This is a genomic window from Streptomyces sp. NPDC005752, from assembly GCF_040630715.1.
In the GTDB taxonomy this organism is placed as follows: domain Bacteria; phylum Actinomycetota; class Actinomycetes; order Streptomycetales; family Streptomycetaceae; genus Streptomyces.
In genome coordinates this window covers 83,978-102,255 of the sequence record NZ_JBEXYB010000013.1, presented here as the reverse complement: position 1 = coordinate 102,255, position 18,278 = coordinate 83,978, and the positions used below count along the sequence as shown (strand labels likewise).

Here is an 18,278-nt window from a genome sequence, read left to right as displayed (position 1 = left end):
CCCCTTACCTTGTTTCTTCCACGCTCCGCAGGTGCGCGGAGACGATCTTCCGGATTTCGGATGATTCCACGATGTCGAAGTGGTCGGCGCCCTCGACGAGTTCCACGGTGGAATTCCGCCAGTTCGCATGCAGTTCCCCGGCATGCGCCGGCGGTACGTATGTGTCGGCCGTGCCGTGGACGACCAGCCCCGCCACGTCGTTGGCACGGGCTGCGGAAAGCGCCGAATACTCGTCCCACACCGTCGCGCCGAACCTTCTCTCGATTTCCGCGACGAGCCCCCGCACCCGGTCGTCGTCGAGGGAGTTCGCCTCGGCGAACCTCTCGACGAGAAACTTCTTGCCGGGCGGTGAGGAGATCGACACCAGGGTCCGCGCGGACACCCCGGCGTGCCACGCGGTCAGGGCCCACAGGCCGCCCATGGAGTGGCAGACCACGGCGCGGAGGCCTGTGAGCCTGTCGTACAGGGCGCGCAGCAGGGCGCGGATCTCGGAGGGATCGCACGTGGTGCCCAGTGCCTCCCCGTGCGGCGGCACGTCGAACAGGACCACCCGGTAGCCCTGGGCGAGGAGTTCTTCGGCGATGGCCACCATGCTGCCCAGATTGGTGTTCAGGCCGTGGACGAGAAGTACGGTCGGGCCACTGCCGCTCTGGAAGTACTTGTAGAAGCGGCCGTTCACCTTGAGGGTGTGCGAACGGCACCGATTGAGGAACGCCTTCGTGAACGGATCGTGCGGCAGCTTCACGACCGTGTAGAAGCGCTCCACGAGGTCGTCCACGGATTCGGTTCGGCTCACAGTGCATTCCTCAATCGGTGTCGGTGGCTCATTTCGGCCGCCTCTTCTCCGGCGAGCTCAGCCCGTCGCGCAGGCCGGAAACGTTCGCCGCGTCGGTCGGGTGCGCTGCCGGGGCCCGAACCCGGCATGATGCGCAGAGGCCCCAGGAGAGGTTCGCGACGTCCCGCCGTACGCCCGGAAGACGTAGCGGGCGGAGCGGGACCTCGCGGACATCCCTAGCTGCCGGGCTGCTCGCTCAGCGCCGCGAGACACTGCCTGGCCCGCTCCGGCAGGACGTACTCCCCTTCCTTCGCGATGCGGTCGTACAGGGCCTCGACCCGCTCGTAGTGATCGTCGAGGTTCTGGTCCAGCAGGTGGTACTCGGACTTGTTGTAGATGCCGAACTGGAGGTCGGTCATCAGGCCGAACGGATCGATGTCCGCCGCGCGCCGCGTCCCGCCGAACACCAGACGCAGGAACTCGTCGACGCTCTCGTATCCGAGCGTGGCGAGGAGGAACTCGATCGACGCCCACTTGCGCCTGGTCTGGTAGGCGCGCTCGTCCGGATCGACGATGAAGTCCAGACCGCTGGTCATGCCCTTCGGGTAGTGCACCTTGTTGAAGCAGCGCAGGTCGATGGTGAGGCGGTCCTTGGCCGTCCGGGGCAGGGTGCTGTCGGCGTGCGCCCGGTAGTTGTCGAACACCAGCGCGTCACCCACCCGGCTGTCGCAGTAGTACCCCGGAGACGGCCGGTCCGCGTACGTCTTCGCCCAGTACATCGCCATGAGGAAGTCGCGCACCGACGGCAGGTCCAACTCGGACAGCTTCCCTTCCAGGAAGAGGTACAGCGCCTTGTCGACGGCGTCCTTCTCCTCGCCCTCCAGGCCGTACTCCAGCATCTTCTCGTAGACGTACGGGAGGTTGGGGGCCTCCAGCTCGGCCTCCTCGAAGATCACGAAGGGTTGCCGGCTCAGCGGGGTCGGGGTCAGCGCGGTGTGGAAGCTGCGGTACTCGGTGGGGAAACCGAGCTGCTTCTTCACCAGCGAGGGGATCTGAAGGGCGATCGAGCTGGCCGCGTGGGTTCCGTACGGCCGTTTCTCGGCCGGCACGATGAAGGCGTTCACCACCGCGGTCTCGACCTCGGGGAAGTGCTCCTGGACGATGCCCTGGTTGAGGTCGTAGAAGCGCTTCGCCGAGGGCACGAACAGCACGCAGTTCTCGAACATGGTGGAGACCGGGAAGTAGCTGCCGATCGAGGCGGCGGCGAAGCTCTCCTGGATCACCGCCTGGCAGCGCAGCTGGCGTGCCAGGTTGTCCGCCAGGTCGTCGTCCAGGTTCATCGGGACGACCTGGGTGGGGATCCCTTCGGGCTCGAAACAGCTCGTGTTGAGCGCCCGGTGAGGAGGCAGCCTGGACTCCATCTCCCCCTTGTCCACCTGGTACTTGTCCAGCACCGGCGACAGCTGTTCGGCGTGCACCGCCGCCGACGAGTGCAGGAAGGTGCCGGTCTTCCGGTAGGTGCCGGTGACCGTGGCGTCGTCCACCGTCGCGTCCGACCTCTGGGTAGCGTCGCTCATGACGTCGTGTTCTCCCCTCGATCCGAAGTGTTGATGCGGTCCACATAGGTGCGGACGAATTCCTCGTCCACGGGCGGGGACGGGTAGTCCTCCGCGCCGAAGACGGCGCCTCCCGTGGGGAGCGCGGCGAACATGTCCGCCAGTCCGTCCGCCGTCAGGTCGTCCACCAGGGCGGCGATCCGGGCCATGGGGCTGGTCGGATGTCCGGCGGCGAAGACCAGTGCTCGCTGCCGCCATTCGTCGAAGGGCAGGATCTCCGCCCCGCCGCCGGCGGCACCGACCATCTCGAAGAAGCGGTCGAAGGCGGGGGCCCCGGAGTTGACGAAGTCGTAGTCCCTGCCGATGCGCCCCAGGTCGCTGGTCATCGCCTCGGCGATCGTCCGGCACAGGTAGTCGACCGGCAGCACCGCCGAGAGGTCGGCGGCCAGGGACGGGAAGCTCCCCATCTCGAGAGAGCCGGTGATCAGGTTGTGCAGGAAGTCGCCGCGGTCGAGCCGGAAGTGTCCGGTGCGCGTCGAAGCGCCCACGAACGGCAGCCGGTACGTCGACGCCTTCGCGCCGCGCCAGCGTGCGGCGGCCACCATCTGCTCCGCCTGCCACTTGGAGGTCAGGTAGCCGTACTCCCGGTTCTCCTCGGTGACCTCGTACCCCAGGTGCTTGGGCAGCGTGGCGAAGGTGGAGACGAAGTGGAACGCCTTGCCACGGCCGCGTGAGGCCAGGCGCAGCGCCTCGTGCGTACCGACCACGTTGGGGCCGGTGTAGTCCTCCAGCGGCCGCATCCAGTCCACCAGGGCGCCGGAGTGACAGATGGCGTCCACCTGGTCGGCCAGTTCGTCGAAGGCCTCCGCGTCCAGGCCGAACAGCGGCTGGGTGAGATCGCCCACCACCGGGTTCAGCAGCGGCGCGAACTCCTCCCTCCACAGGCCGTAGCCGTCGAGTGTGCCGACCAGGCGTTCCATGGCCCGGCGGGTGTCGTCCGCCCGCACCAGGCAGTAGGCGACCACCTCGGAGGCGAGCAGTTCGTGCAGCAGATAGGCGCCGACGAAGCCGGTGGCGCCGGTGACGAAGACCGCCTCCGGGCGTTCCGGCGCCGCGGTGGCGTTGCCGAAGAAGAGGTCGGGGTGCAGGCAGCCCTTCCGGGCCGCGGACAGGTCCGGGCCCGTGGCCTCGGCGGCCTCGGCCGCCTCGGTCTTTGCCGGGCCGGCGACCGTCCCGGGCGCCTCGTCCAGCCCCGCCTCCAGCAGCTTCGCCAGCAGGAACTCGCTCAGCGAGGTGAGGTTCGGGTGATCGAAGGCGATCTTCGCCGGCAGGGCGAGTCCGGTCAGGTCCGCGAGCTGGTTGCGCATCAGCACCGCGGTCAGTGAGTCGATGCCGATGTCCTGGAGCGGCACGGCGATGTCCACGGCCTCCGGCGAGGCGAAGCCCAGGGTCTTGGCCACCTCCTCGCGGACCACGCTCAGCACCACGGCCGGGTACTCCTCAGGCGTGGCCTCGCCCAGCAGCTTGCGCAGGTCCGTTCCACCGCCGGCCCGGGAGCGCTTGCCTGCGTTGCCGCTGAGCAGCGCGCGGAACAGCGGCGGTATGCCGCCACGATTCTCGTAGTAGTGCTGCACGCGGTTCAGGTCCAGCGCGGCGGCCATGGTCAGCGCGCGGTTGCTCCGGGCGGCGAGCTCGAGGAGCTCCAGGCCCTCGTCCGGTGCCAGCCGGTCCAGGCCGAGCTGGGCGAAGCGGGCGCGGTCGAACTCGCTGAGCCCGGCGGCCATCCCCGCACCGTCCCAGGGGCCGAAGGCCACCGAGGTGGCCGGCAGGCCCTTGGCCCGGCGCAGGTGGGCGAGCGCGTCCAGGAAGGCGTTGGCGGCGGCGTAGTTTCCCTGGCCTGGCGCTCCCATGACGCTCGCGATGGAGGAGAACATCACGAAGAAGTCCAACTCCGTGTCCTGGGTGAGCTCGTGGAGATGCCACAGACCGTCCACCTTGGGCAGGAACACCGAGTCGAACCGTTCCGGTGTCAGGTCCGTCAGCGCGCCGTCGTCCAGCACACCCGCCGCGTGGACCACCCCGCGCAGCGGGCGTTCGTCACCGAACAGGGCCAGCACCGCGGCGACGTCGTCGCGGTCGGCCGCGTCGCAGGCCAGCACGGTGGCGGTCGCGCCCAGCTCGGACAGTTCCTCCACCAGGGACTGCGCTCCGGGGGTCTCCATCCCGCGGCGGGAGGTCAGCACCAGGTCGCGTACGCCATGGGTGCCGGCCAGCCACCCGGCCACGCGCCGGCCGAGGTCCCCGGCGCCACCCGAGACGAGCACCGCGCCGTCCGGCCGGACGAACTGCCGCTGCTGGGCGGGGACCAGCACCACCTTGCCCACGTGCCGTGCCTGGGCGATGAAGCGCAGGCCGTCGGAGGTGTGGGTCATGGGGAAGGCCCGCAGCGGCAGCGGTGCCAGCTTGCCCTGCGTGAACAACTCGGCGACGGCGACCAGCATCCGCTGGATGAGGTCCGGCCCCGCCTCGGGCAGGTTGTAGACGGTGTAGGTGACGCCCGGATGGCTCTGGTCGATGGCGGCTTGCTCCCGCACGTCGATCTTGCCCATCTCCAGGAACCGCCCGCCGCTGCCCAGCATGCCCAGACCGGCGTCGATGAACTCGGTGGCCAGGGAGTTCAGCACCACGTCGAAACTTCCGCCCGACCCGCCGCCGTTCCTGCCGAAGCGCTCGACGAAGCCCAGATCACGTGAGGACGCCAGATGGGCGTCGTCCAGGCCGAGCTCCCGCAGCGCCGGCCACTTGGGCTCGCTGGCCGTGCCGTAGACCTCGGCGCCGTGGAGCCGCGCCAACTGCACCGCCGCCATGCCCACGCCGCCGGCCGCGGCGTGGATCAGCACCCGCTCGCCCGGTCGCAACGCGCCCAGTTCGTGCAGGCCGTACCAGGCGGTGAGGAAGGTCATCGGAATCGTGGCGGCCTCCTCGAAGCTGAGGTGCTCCGGCATGCGCACCACCCGGCGCGCGTCCGTGACGACCTCGGAGGCGAAGGAGCCCCGGGCCAGACCCAGCACGGCGTCGCCCACCTTCACCTGGTCGACGCTGCCGCCGACCTCGGTGACCACGCCGGCGAACTCCAGGCCGAACGCGGGGATCTCGACCATTCCCAGGGCATTGAGCACGTCGAGGAAGTTCACCCCGGCGGCCCTCACCTCGGCGCGGATCTCGCCCGGCGCGAGGGCCTGTTCGGGCAGGGACTTCACCGTCAGCGGCTCGTCCAGACGGCCCTTGGCGGCGATCTCCAGCTGCCAACGGCCCTCGGCCGGGATCTCCAGATCCTGAGCCGAGCCCACGCGCAACAGCTGCGGAACCAGTACCTCACCGCGCCGCAGGGCGCACTCCGGTTCGGCTTCCAGCATCAACGCGGCGGGGAGGGACCTGAGGTCCGCCTCCTCCTCCCCGAGGTCGATCAGGCGCAGGCCCAGTTCGGGGTGCTCGTTGCGAGCCGTACGCATCAGCCCCCACAGCGGGCCCGCGCCCAGCCCGGAGACCATGTCATCGGCGCCGGTGCCCACCGCGTGCCGTGTGACCCAGACCAGCGGCGTGCGGAACTCCGCGCCCACTGCTTCCTGGAGCTGCTCCAACGCCCTGGCCGCGAACGTGTGGGCCTGGGACGGCACCTCCGCGTCCGAGTCCCACAGGCAGACCAGGCCGTCCAGGTCCTCGGCGTCCTCCAGTTCCCGGATCTTGATCACCTGGATACCGGCACGAGCCAGACGGGTCTTGACCTCACGCGCCCACGGCACGTCCCCGGCCGGGGTCATCATGCCCCAGGATCCGCCCAGTTCGACGTTCTCGGTCTCGACATGGCGCCAGTTGACGTCGAACTGGAAACGGTCCACACCCGCCGCTGCCAGGCGGCGCAGTACCGCGCGGTCCACCCGCCGTGCGTGGAGGCGGTGCAGCCGTCCGACGTGGACGCCGTCGCTGTCATGGATGTCGAGCGAGGCCCAGAACTCGCCGTCACCCAGCTCGAAGTCGGCCACCCGGACCCAGATCTCCGCCAGGCCCTTGACCCGCAGCGACAGACGCTCGGCCTCGAACGGCACGAAGAGGTCGTCGCCGGTCCGGTTCTGCAGCCGCTGTGTCAGCAGGAGCGAGTGCATGGCCGAGTCCAGCAGGGCCGGGTGCAGGACGTAGCCGGTGGCGGACTGCTCCGCGCTCTCCGGCAACGCGGCCCTGGCCCACACCTCCCCACCCACGTGCCAGGCCTCCTTGATGCCCTGGAAGGTCGGGCCGTAGCCGTAGCCCAGGGCGTCCAGGTCGCGGTAGAGGGCGGACGCGTCGAGGGGCTCGGCGCCCGGGGGCGGGACCGTCACCGCGACGCCGGCACCCGCAGCCTCCACGGGCGTGATCCGGCCCTCGGCGTGCAGTTGCCAGGCGCCGTCCTCACCCTCGGGCGCGCTGTAGACCTGGACGGGGCGGGCCTCACCGATCGCCGGACCCACGGTGACCTGCATCCGCACAGGCACACCGGAGGCGAGTACCAGCGGCGAGGCGATGACCACGTCCGACAGGTCCCACTCGCCCTCGTGTGCGGCGTCGCCCGCCGCCCGCATGGCCTCGAAGAACGCGGTGCCGGGCATGAGGACGGCGTCCATCACCCGGTGCTCCGTCACCCACGCCGGCTGGTCGGCCGACACCACGTTGGTGAACAGGGACAGCTCGGTGCCGGCGATCTCCACACCGCCGCCGAGGAGCGCGTGGCCGGTGGGGTTCAGACCGGCGCCGACCTCCCGCGACAGCGGCGGCTCGAACCAGAACCGCTCCCGCTGGAAGGCGTACGTCGGCAGGGCCACCCGGCCGCCGCCGAAGGGTGCGAAGTAGCCGTCCCAGTCGACCTGGACGCCCCGCACGTGCAGTTCGGCCAGGCCCCGCTGGATGACCGAGGCGCCGTTCCTGTCCGGGGTGCAGGACGGCACCCAGGACACCGGCCCCTCGTCGGCCAGACAGGACGCCCCCATGCCGGACAGCACGGGCTGCGGGCCGAGCTCCAGGAAGGTGTTCGCGCCCGCCCGGCGCAGGCTGCTCATGCCGTCGCTGAAGCGGACCGCGTGGCGAACCTGGCGGACCCAGTAGCCGGGCTGCTCCAGTTCGCCCGGCGCGGCGGGTTCGCCGGTGAGGCTGCTGACGAGGGGGATCTCCGCAGGGTGGAAGCGGACGGTCTCCGCCACGGCCCGGAACTCGGCGAGCATGCCGTCCATGTGGTGCGAGTGGAAGGCGTGGGACACCGTCAGCCGCTTGGCCTTACGGCCCTGCTCCGTGAAGTGGGCGGTGATCCCCTCGACGGCGTCCGTGTCACCGGACAGCACGGTCTGCGTGGGCGTGTTGAGCCCGGCGACCGCCAGCTCGCCGCGCAGCCCGAGGGCGTCGATGGCTGCCTCCGCCTCCTCGCCGCCTGCCTCCAGCGACACCATGGCGCCGCGGGCGGGCAGCGCCTGCATCAGGCGGCCGCGCGCCGCGACGAGCCGGCAGGCGTCGTCCAGGCTGAACATCCCCGCCACGTGCGCGGCGGCGAGTTCGCCGATGCTGTGGCCGAGCAGCAGCTCCGGCCGCACACCCCAGCTCTCCCACAGCCGCCAGAGCGCCACTTCCAGGGCGAACAGGGCGGGCTGGGTGAAGTCGGTACGGTGCAGCAGAGCCGCGTCCTCGCTGTCCGGAGCGGCCCACATCACCTCGAGCAGGGGCCTTTCCAGCCCGTCGAACCGGGCGGCGGCCGCGTCGAGCGCCGCGCGGAAGACGGGGTAGACGTCGTGGAGGTCTCTGCCCATGCCCGGAAGCTGGCTGCCCTGGCCGGTGAAGAGCAGGGCCAGCCGGGGTTCCTCGGTGTGGGTCCCGGTGCGCACCGCCTCCGCAGGCAGGTCCCCGATGCGGGCGAAGGAGGCCAGCTTGTCGAGGAGTTCGGCCTTGTCCTTGACGAGGAGCACCAGCCGGCGGCGGAAGTGGCTACGGGTGGTCGCCAGCGAGCGGGCCACGTCACCGAGGCTGTCCTGGATGTTCATGCCCATGTGCAGGTGCAGGTTGTCCACCTGCTGGCGCAGGGCGGCGTCGGTGTGGCCGGACACCACGAACGGCACCGTGGACGGCAGCGGCGCAGATGCCTCCTGCCCGGCGTCCTTCGCGGCAGGCCGCGGCGGTTCCTCGACGACCACATGGGCGTTGGTACCGCCGATACCGAACGAACTGACGCCCGCGCGGCGCGGCACCTCCCTCGCCGGCCACGGGCGCTGCTCCCGGACGAGCGCCATGCCCGCGCCCTTCCAGTCCACGGCGGGTGTGGGCTCGGCGACGTGCAGGGTCTGGGGGAGCGTGTCGTGGTGCATGGCCAGTACGACCTTCATCACGCCGGCCAGACCGGCCGCGGCCTGGGTGTGCCCGAGGTTCGACTTGGCGGAACCGACCCACAGCGGCACCTCCTCCGAGTGGCTGCCTCCGAAGACCTCCGCGAGTGCGGTGCCCTCGATGGGGTCGCCCAGCTTGGTGCCGGTGCCGTGCGCCTCCAGATAGTCGATGTCGTCCGGCTGGAGCCCGGACGTGCCCAGGGCGGCCCGGATGACACGCTGCTGGGCGGGTCCGCTGGGCGTGGTCAGGCTGGCGCTGTGTCCGTCGTGGTTGACGGCGGTGCCGCGCAGAACGGCCAGGACGGTGTCGCCGTCGCGCTGGGCGTCGGACAGCCGCTTGAGCACGACCGCGGCGGAGCCCTCGCTCCAGCCGGTTCCGTCGGTGTCCGAGGAGAACGACCGGCAGCGGCCGTCCGCCGACATGCCGCGCAGGCGGCTGAACTCGACGTGCAGTTCGGGGGTGAGCATCAGGCTGACACCGGCCGACACCGCGAGATCGCATTCGTTGTTGCGCAGCGCGTTGCAGGCCAGGTGGGTGGTGACCAGGGAGGAGGAGCACGCCGTGTCGAGAGTGAGGGTCGGCCCCTCCAGACCGAACACGTAGGACACCCGGCCGGACATGGTGCCGCCCGCGGAACCCGGGCCCACGTAGCCGTCGAGGTCGGTCAGCCCGCCGGCCATGGTGAGGCCGTACTCGTGGTACGCCGAGCTCTTTCCGACGCCGATGAACGCGCCGGTCTGGCTGCCGCGCAGCCGGTCCATGGTGTAGCCGGCGCGCTCGAAAGCCTCCCACGTGGTCTCCAGCACCGTGCGCTGCATGGGTTCGAGTGATCGGGCCTCGCGCGGCGAGATGCCGAAGAAGGGGGCGTCGAAGAGATCGATGGGGGTGATGAACCCACCCCGGCTGCAGTACGAGGTGCCGGGAACCTCCGGGTCGGGGTCGTACAGCGCCTCGGCGTCCCAGCGGTCCTTGGGGACCTCGACGATCCCGTCGCCACCGCGCTCCAGCAGCTCCCAGTACTCCTCCGGGGTGTTGGCGTCGCCCGGGAGGCGGCAGGCCATGCCGATGATGGCGATGGGCTCGTCCTGGACGGCGCGGCGCCGGTCGGGCACGACCTCCCGGCTGGTCCTGGTGCCGCCGGCCAGGTAGGCGGCCAGGGACTTGACGGTGAAGTGCTCGAAGAGCTTGGCTCCGAAGAGGGGACGTCCCAGCAGTTCCTCCAGCTGCGTCTGCACCCGGACGACCCGCAGCGAGTTGCCGCCGATCTCGAAGAAGTTCTCGTTGACGCCGATCCGGTCGTGGCCGAGCACCTCCGCCCAGATGGCCATGATGTCCCGCTCCAGCTCCGTGGCCGGCCTGGCGGTGGCGTCGACCTCCACCACGGGGTCCGGCAGGGCGCTCTCGTCGATCTTGCCGCTCGGGGTCAGCGGAAGCTCGTCCACCTCCACGATGAACGCCGGAACCATGTACTCCGGCAGGTGCTCGGCCAGCCAGGGGCGCAGCACGCGGTGCAGCGGGGTCCTGGCCGGTTCGCCGACCGCGGGCGTGTTGGCGTACGCGCCTAGAGCCTCGCGGGCCAGCGCCTCGACGGGGCGCGGGCTGAGGTCGGGGGTCCGGCCGGGCCGCCAGAACACGGCGTCACACCGCCAGGCACCGCCTGAGGGGCTGGGCAGCAGGGCGAGTTCGAGTCCCGCCGCATGGGCGAGGTCGGCGAGGTCGGTGGGGTCGATCCAGGACGTGGGCGGCACCGAGGCGCGCGCGCCCATGATCTCCAGGGCCGGGGCGACCCGGCGGCACACCTCGCCCAGCCGGCCGTTGGGGACGCCGTTCAGCCGGAGCGGACGGTCGGTGACGGAACCCAGCTCGGCGCGGAGCGCGGCCAGGTCGAGGCCGTCGGCCTGCCAGTCCTTCTCCGCCGCCGGGGTGGCGGGTCGGGCGTCCTCGCCGATGTGCAGGGTGACGTCGTAGCGGTAGCGCGTCATCTCGTTGACGCAGCGGCCGTCGCGCAGGGTGATGTCGACGCGTGTGATCTGCGGGAACAGGTGCGGAAGATTGGCGAAGTAGTCCTGACCGAGGACCAGTTCGCGCTCCGCCCGCATTCCCCGTTCGGTACGGCGGGCCAGTTCCTCGGCGGAGATCCCGGCGGCCTCCCTGTCGGCCCGGAAGTGCGCCACGTCGGCGTGGAAGGCGTCCAGCAGCGAAAGGTCGCGTACGTCACCGAGGAAGATCCGCCCTCTGGTGACCGCCTTGGTCGCCCACTCCAGCACCGAGGTCAGATAGTCGACGCCGGGGAAGTACTGGGCCACCGAGTTCAGGACCACCGTGTCGAAGGCGCCCTCCGCCACCTCGGGGAGTTCGTGGGCGGCGCGCTGCTCACAGGTCACGTGCGGCAGGGAGGCCAGGTTGCGCCGGGTCATCGCGACGGCTGTGGCGGACGCGTCCACGGCGTGGTAGGTACGGCACTGCGGTGCCAGGCCGAACAGCATCAGGCCGCTGCCGGAGCCGATCTCGAAGACGTTCTCCGGTGCGTGGGAGAGGATGCGCCGGACGGAACTCCGCTGCCAGTCGCGCATCTCCCCGTCGGAGAAGGGGAGCCCGTCGTAACCGTTGCGCCAGCCCGCCAGATTGAACGTGGCGTCGGCGGGATCGGCACCGGTGCCGGTGGCGGAGGGAGTGGTGTCGCTGCCGGTCTCGTACGCGCGGTCCCAGGCGGCGGCCCACTCGGCGAGGGCGATGCCCTGGTCGGCCGGGGCAGCGGCCGGAGCCGTGTCGCGGACGCAGTAGGCGACGAGTTGCTCGTCATGGCCGACCACCACGGCGCGGCGGACCGACTCATGGCGGCTGACGGCCGCCTCCACATCGGGCAACTCGATCCGGTGGCCGCGCAGTTTGACCTGGCGGTCGTTCCGTCCCAGCAGTGTCAGCCTGCCCGGCTCGACGAAACGGGCCAGGTCGCCTGTCCGGTAGAGGGTGCCGGGGTGGAAGGGGTTGTCCGCGAAGCGGAGCCCGGTCTGCCCGGGGTCGTTGCGGTAGCCACGGGCCACTCCGGCCCCGCCGATGCACAGTTCTCCCGGGAAACCGAGCGGTACCGGCGACAGGTTCTCGTCGAGTACGTAGACCTGGGTGCGGTCGATCGGGCTGCCGATGAGGATGCCGTCCTCCGCGGCCCGGGCCGTCACCTCCCAGACGGTGGACCACACGGTGGTCTCGGTGGGGCCGTACATGTTCCACACCGAGACCTGGGCTCCGGTGGCGAGCAACCGGTCCGCCAGGTCGCGGGGCAGCCTCTCGCCGCCGCAGAGGATCTTCCTCAGCGTGGGGGTGCCCTGCCAGCCTCCCTCCAGCAGCAACTGCCAGGTGGCGGGTGTGCCCTGCACCATGGTGATCGCGTGTCGCTCCATCAGCCCGCTGAGCGCCTTCGCGTCCAGGGTTTCCCGGGCCTGGGCCACGACGGTGGTCGCGCCGCAGAGCAGCGGCAGGAACAACTCCAGCGCGGAGATGTCGAAGGACACGGTGGTGACGGCCAGCAACCGGTCCGTGGCATCGCACCCCGGCCGTTCCCGCATGGCGGTCAGGAAGTTGCACAGTGCCCCGTGGGTGATCTCGACCCCCTTGGGGCGGCCGGTCGAGCCCGAGGTGTAGATGACGTAGGCCAGGTCGGCGGCGCCCACCTCGACCGCGAGGTCCCCGTCATGGCTCAGTTCGGCACCCAGGTCGACGCTCACGCAGCGGTTCTGCCAGGCGGCGAGGCCGGCGGGCGTCTCGGCGGGGGTGACGATGAGCGCCGGATCGGCGTCCTCGACCATCTGGCGGATGCGTTCCGAGGGAAACCTGGGATCGACGGGCACGTACGCGGCGCCCGTCTTCACGACCGCCAGCAGGGCCACGACGAGGTCGATCGACCGGTCCAGGGCCACGCCGACCAGGTCGCCACGCCCCACTCCCCGGCCGGCCAGCGCGTGGGCGAGCCGGTTGGCGCGGGCGTTGAGCTCGGCGTAGGTCAGGCTGGTGTCGGCGCAGACCAGTGCGGTGTCCTGGGCGTGGTCGCGTGCCGACTGTTCGAACAGCTGGTGCAGGCCCTGCTCGGGGAGGTCCGTGGTGGCACCGGCCGTGTCGTTGAACTCCTCCACGAGGAACGTGCGTTCGTCCGCGGTGAGGAGGTCCGCCTCGGCCGGGAGCCGCTCAGCGGCGGAGGAGAGGCGGCCGCACCATGCGGCGAACTGGCCGGCCAGCCCGGCGACGTCCCCGGCAGCCAGGAGCGTGGCGTCGTGGTGGAAGGTGACGAGCGCGCCTTCCTCGGCACCGTCCTGCCGGATGTGCAGTTCCAGTTTCGGACGGTGGTCGTCCTGGGCGCCGGAGCCGTGGCCGGCGGCGTCGCGCGTGCCCCATGAGATCAGCACGTCCGGTGTCAGTGCGCCGCTGTTCCAGCGGGCCCGAAGCGCTTCGTCCCGGCCGACGGCGTCGCGGCGGATCCATCCCCGCTGCTGGCCGCGGATGAACTCCCGCCCCACCGAGCGCAGATTCTCCGCGATCGACGTGCCGGCGTCGACACGGCACAGCAGGGGCAGCCAGGCGGCGAACAGGTCCCGGTGCGCGGCGTCGACGCCCTCACGAGGGGCCGCCACCGCGAGGTGGACCTCCCGCCTGCCGCTCGCCCGGCTCAGGAAGATGCCCAGCGCACCGGCCAGGTAGGAGGCGGCCGCGGCGGAGGCTTCCGGGCCGTCATCGGCCTGGAGCGGGACGTGGCATCGCACCTGTACGGGTTCCGCCTGCCGGCCGCTTCCGGTCCCCGCGCGGGGCCGCGGGTAGGGGAGGCGGTAGAGGTCGTCGCCGCCCCCGAGCAGGTGCTCACGCCAGCGGCCGGCGGCCTTGGAGGCTCCGATGCCCGCCTCGGTCAGACGCGTGCCCGCGTCCTCGCCGGGGACGTCCAGGACCGTGCCGGGCCGGATCCCATGGGCCGCCGCGACGGCGCCGGCGGGCCGTTCCTCGCCCTCCAGCGTGGACAGCCGGGTCAGGGTGATGCTTCCGGCGTCCGTGGCGACCCGCAGGCCGGCCGCTTCGTCGCAGGAGAGGACCGTACCGGGTACGCCCGCGGTGCCATCGGCGCTGTCATCGGCGGCGGAAGCGGCACCGGTCCGGAAGTCCGCTGCCCGGACGGCGTAGAAGTGCCCGTCGAGGTTGACCTTGGGCCATACCAAAGGGCTGGCGAAGGGGCCGTAGTCGGTGGCCCTGACCATGGCGGCGATGCGCTCGGCCGGGAGACGCCAGTCGATCAGTCCCTCGGCGGCGAACTGGGTGTGCCGCGAGAAATACCGGCGCTTCGCCGGGTCCTGGGGGGTCGGGGTCTCGCGGCCCTCCGCGATCTCGTCGAGCAGGCCGGCCAGGCCGGCGACGGCAGCCTCGTCGCACTTCAGGCCCAGCGACAGAGCGGTGTCCTCGGGGCCGATCGCCACCGGCACCCGCGCCAGCACCTCACCGCCGTCGACCACCTCGGCCATGCGGTGCCAGGTGATGCCGTACTCCCGCGCCCCGTCCGCGATGGCCCAGGACGGCGTGTGGAGGCCCGAATACTCGGGCAGCGGGCCGTAGTGGTAGTTGACGGCGGCTCGCGTCGCGCAGCCCAGCAACGTCTCGGGCACCACCGCGTAGTTGCCGGCGCTCAGGAGGAGGTCGCAGGACAACCGCGGTGCGAGCTCCACGGCCTCGGCGAGTTCGTGGTGCGGGATGCCGGCCTTGACCGCCCAGGACCGGGCGGTGGCGTCACCCGTCACCACGGCTGTGATGCGGTGCCCTTTCGCCACGAGTACTTCGCCGCAGCGAGCGAGTACGCTCCCGCTGCCGATCAGGACGGAACTCAAAGACGTCATTGCCGTACCTCCCCGTGAAGACCCGCGGCGCGTCCTGCGGGCGCCACCGGTCCAGGGCAGGGCGACGGAACGGCACGAGGCAGCCTTGTAAGGCCCTGCATGTACCGGTTCCAAGCGTGCGCACAGGGTCTGGTCCCCCGTGCGCCCGTGCCGATCCCCCCGAGATCGAGCGGCGTCCCCCCACGAGCAGTCGTACGAGAGGCTGCGTCGTGAGCCGTCCGCGCTGTCAGAATTGCGAGTATGCCAAGTGCTGAACTACCTCGATGCGCACGTGCTGTTGTGCGGTGACACTGTCGTGCAGAGGTGCTGAGATACCGGGCCGCAGAGATCTTCTGTCGCGTGACGGCGCTGCAGCGGCCCCGACGCCGCGCCTGTTCCCCCGGCGTTCGGCCCCCACACTGGCCTGCCTCGGGAGCGACCGCAAGGCATGACCGCGAAGATCTTCGAGTGATGCCCGGGTGATGGTCATCACAGGTACGGATAATGCAATTCACCCCGCCGTCGACGGGGCAGGGCAGCACACTTGCTCCGGCTGTACCGCTTCAACCAACCTTTTCAAGCACCTAGTTGGACCGCAGGGCGAGTCCGACGAGGAGCACGAGCCGAGGGGACGGGCATGTCCGACGAGCCGGCTGAGCGCACACGCACCACACGGGATGTCAACCAGGCCCGCGTGCTCGCGCTGTGCAGTGGCGCGAGCTTCATGGCCTTCCTCGACCTGTCGATCGTCAGCATCGCGTTTCCCGACATCATGGACGACTTCCCGGGCACGTCGCTCAGCACCGTGACGTGGGTCCTCAGTGGCTACACGATCCTGCTGGCAGCGGTGCTCACCCCCGCCGGGAGGATCGCCGACAGCATCGGCCGACGCACGGTCTTCCTCTGGTCCCTGGCCGCCTTCGCCGCCGCCTCGCTCGTCTGCGCCGTGGCGCCGTCCATCTGGTGGCTCATCGCGGCACGGATCGTCCAGGGCGCGGCGGCAGGTGGCATGATCCCCGCCGCGCTCGGCCTGATCCTCGCCACGACACCACGGGATCGCATCGCCAGAGCCGTCGGCACCTGGTCCGCGGTGGCGGGCTTCTCCGCCGTCATCGGACCGGCCGCGGGCGGGCTGCTGCTGCGTGGCTTCGGCTGGCGTTCGGTGTTCTACATCAATCTCCCGCTCTGCGGCGCGATGCTGGTCGCCGCCTTGGTGCTGCTGCCGAGGCAACGCCTGCGCGGTACCGGGGACCGGTTGCCGGACGCGGTGGGCAGCATCGCGCTCGCCCTGGGCATCGGCGGGGTGGTGAGCGCGCTCACGGAGGGGGACACCTGGGGCTGGGGGGACGCCCGCACCATCGGACTCGGGCTGGCCGGTCTGGCGCTCGTCGCCGTGACCGTGCTCCGCTCGCGCACGCACCCGGCGCCGGCCCTGGACATGGCGGTGTGGCGCAGCCCCGTGTTCCGGACCGCCAACCTCGGCCTCGGCCTGCTCAACATGACGATGTTCGCGTGGATGCTGGCCGCACCGCTGTTCGCCGCCGACATCTGGCACTGGTCCGTCCTGCAGACGGCCGGTGCGCTGAGCATCGGAGCCGTCTCCTCGATGGCCGGTTCACTGACCGCGGGACGGCTCACGCGGCCGACGACCCAGGTGAAGGTGACGGTCCTAGGCGCGCTGTCCTTCACGGCCAGCAACGCCATCTGGGCGTCCGGCCTCTTCGGTGCCACACCCAACTTCCTGGGCGGCTGGCTGCCGGCCTCGATCCTCGGCGGCGGCGGTCTCGGCCTCGCCATCACCTGCCTGTCGTCGCTGGCCGCGGGGACGGTGCCCCCGCAGAAGTTCGCAGGAGGCCTCGGTATGACGCTGACGGTGCGTCAGGTCGGCGGTGCGATCGGCATCGCCGGATTCGCCTCGATCATGGCTTTGGGTCCGACTTCCGGCGACATCGCCTCCTTCCACCACGTCTACGTCGCCGCGATGGCCGTCAACATCCTCTGCGCGGCCGTGGTGTGCGCGATGCTCATCATGCTGCGGCAGAAGCCCGCGCCGGCCGTCGCCGCCGCCTGAGGATCAGGTCGCGCCTCCGGTCGGCTTCGGCTTCAGGGGCTGGACGGCCCGGCCGCGGGATCGCGGAAGGCCCCCTGGGGCGCGGCCACCGAAGTGGGCCGCCCACCAGGGGGCCGTGTCGTACCTGCGGCTCCCGGCCGGGCCGCTCCGACCGATCGTCAGGCGGACGGTACGCGGATGAGCAGGGCATCGCCCTGCCCGCCGCCGCCGCACAGAGCGGCCGCACCGAGTCCGCCGCCGCGGCGGCGCAGCTCATAGGCCAGGTGGACGATGAGCCGTGCGCCGGAGGCGCCGATCGGGTGACCGAGCGCGATGGCTCCGCCGTCGACGTTGACGATGTCCGGGCTGATGCGCAGCTGCTCGGTGGAGACGATGCCGACGGCGGAGAACGCCTCGTTGATCTCGACCAGGTCCAGATCGGACGGCTTCAGTCCGGCCTTGCCCAGCGCGGCCCCGATCGCGTTCGACGGCTGCTCGTGCAGGCTCCCGTCCGGCCCCGCCACCACACCGTGGGCGCCGATCTCCGCGATCCAGGACAGGCCCAGCTCCTCGGCCTTGGCCTTGCTCGCCACCACCACGGCCGCGGCGCCGTCGGAGATCTGCGAAGCCGTCCCCGCCGTGATGGTGCCGTCGGCGCTGTACACGGGGCGCAGCTTCGCCAGAACCTCCGCCGTGGTGTCGGGACGTACGCCTTCGTCGGTGTCGCACACCACCGGGTCGCCCTTGCGCTGCGGGACCGTCACCGGCGCCAGCTCCTCGGCGAACCGGCCGGCTGCCGCCGCGGCGGCGGCCCGCTGGTGCGAGGCCGCGGCGAAGGCGTCCTGCTTCTCCCGGGTCACGCCGGGGTAGCGGCTGTTGTACTTCTCGGTCGAGACGCCCATGCCCAGCTGGTCGAAGGGACAGAACAACCCGTCGTGGACCATGTGGTCGATCAGCGGCACGTCACCGGCCTTGAAACCCGCACGCGACTTGGGAAGCACATGCGGTGCCTGCGACATGGACTCCTGGCCGCCCGCCACGACCAGGTCGAACTCACCGGCCCTGATCAGCTGGTCCGCCAACGCGATCGAGTTGATCCCCGAGAGGCACACCTTGTTGACGGTGAGCGCCGGGACGCTCATCGGGATGCCCGCGGCCACCGCGGCCTGGCGGGCCGGGATCTGGCCGGCGCCTGCGGTGAGGACCTGCCCCATGATCGTGTACTCCACCTGCTCGGGCGTCACCCCCGCCTTCTCCAGAGCCGCCTTGATCGCGATGCCCCCGAGCTGAGCTCCGGAGAGGTCCTTCAGAGCGCCGAGCAGGCGACCGGTGGGTGTACGGGCCCCAGCCAGGATGACGGATCCGGACACGATGTCCTCCGTGGGTAGTAGTGGTGGACCACAACACGGCCACATTACCGACGGGTTGGCCCGCCGACAGGCGGCCTCCGGCGGTGTGAGCGACGGCATAGCCCATCGGTGGTGCCCGCGCCGAACCGGCAGAACGGCGTGTCGCCCGCCCGCCGGTCCCGCCCTCGACCACAGCCCGCCGCCCCGCCTCGGCGGAGGGATTCGACGGCGGGTTCGGTCCGCGAGAAAACCGTTCGACGGCGCGGCGCCACTCCGGCATTCTCAGGGGCATGTTCCGGTACG

Annotated in this window: 5 protein-coding genes; 1 reads left to right on the top strand and 4 read right to left on the bottom strand. The window is 71.1% G+C overall.

The window, feature by feature from the left end:
• Positions 1 to 4 precede the first annotated feature (4 nt).
• The 3 genes from ABZ441_RS13640 to ABZ441_RS13630 form a co-directional block, all read right to left on the bottom strand.
• Positions 5 to 796, bottom strand: coding sequence for an alpha/beta hydrolase (locus ABZ441_RS13640; protein WP_358972274.1), 792 nt, complete (start codon positions 794 to 796; stop codon positions 5 to 7).
• A gap of 215 nt (positions 797 to 1,011) precedes the next feature.
• Positions 1,012 to 2,352 (bottom strand): hypothetical protein, encoded by a 1,341-nt coding sequence (locus ABZ441_RS13635; RefSeq protein WP_358972271.1) that lies wholly within the window; start codon positions 2,350 to 2,352, stop codon positions 1,012 to 1,014.
• Complete coding sequence (locus ABZ441_RS13630; protein ID WP_358972269.1) at positions 2,349 to 14,597, bottom strand: amino acid adenylation domain-containing protein; 12,249 nt, start codon at positions 14,595 to 14,597, stop codon at positions 2,349 to 2,351. The genes ABZ441_RS13635 and ABZ441_RS13630 overlap by 4 nt, the downstream gene beginning before the upstream one ends.
• 616 nt (positions 14,598 to 15,213) lie before the next feature.
• On the opposite strand from ABZ441_RS13630, the gene ABZ441_RS13625 reads away from it, so the two are divergent.
• Positions 15,214 to 16,647, top strand: coding sequence for an MFS transporter (locus ABZ441_RS13625; RefSeq protein WP_358972266.1), 1,434 nt, complete (start codon positions 15,214 to 15,216; stop codon positions 16,645 to 16,647).
• A 158-nt stretch (positions 16,648 to 16,805) separates the two neighbouring features.
• On the opposite strand, the gene ABZ441_RS13620 is transcribed toward ABZ441_RS13625, so the two are convergent.
• Entirely contained in the window at positions 16,806 to 17,996 is a 1,191-nt protein-coding gene (locus ABZ441_RS13620; protein ID WP_358972264.1) for an acetyl-CoA C-acetyltransferase, read from the bottom strand.
• Between the last annotated feature and the right edge of the window lie 282 nt (positions 17,997 to 18,278).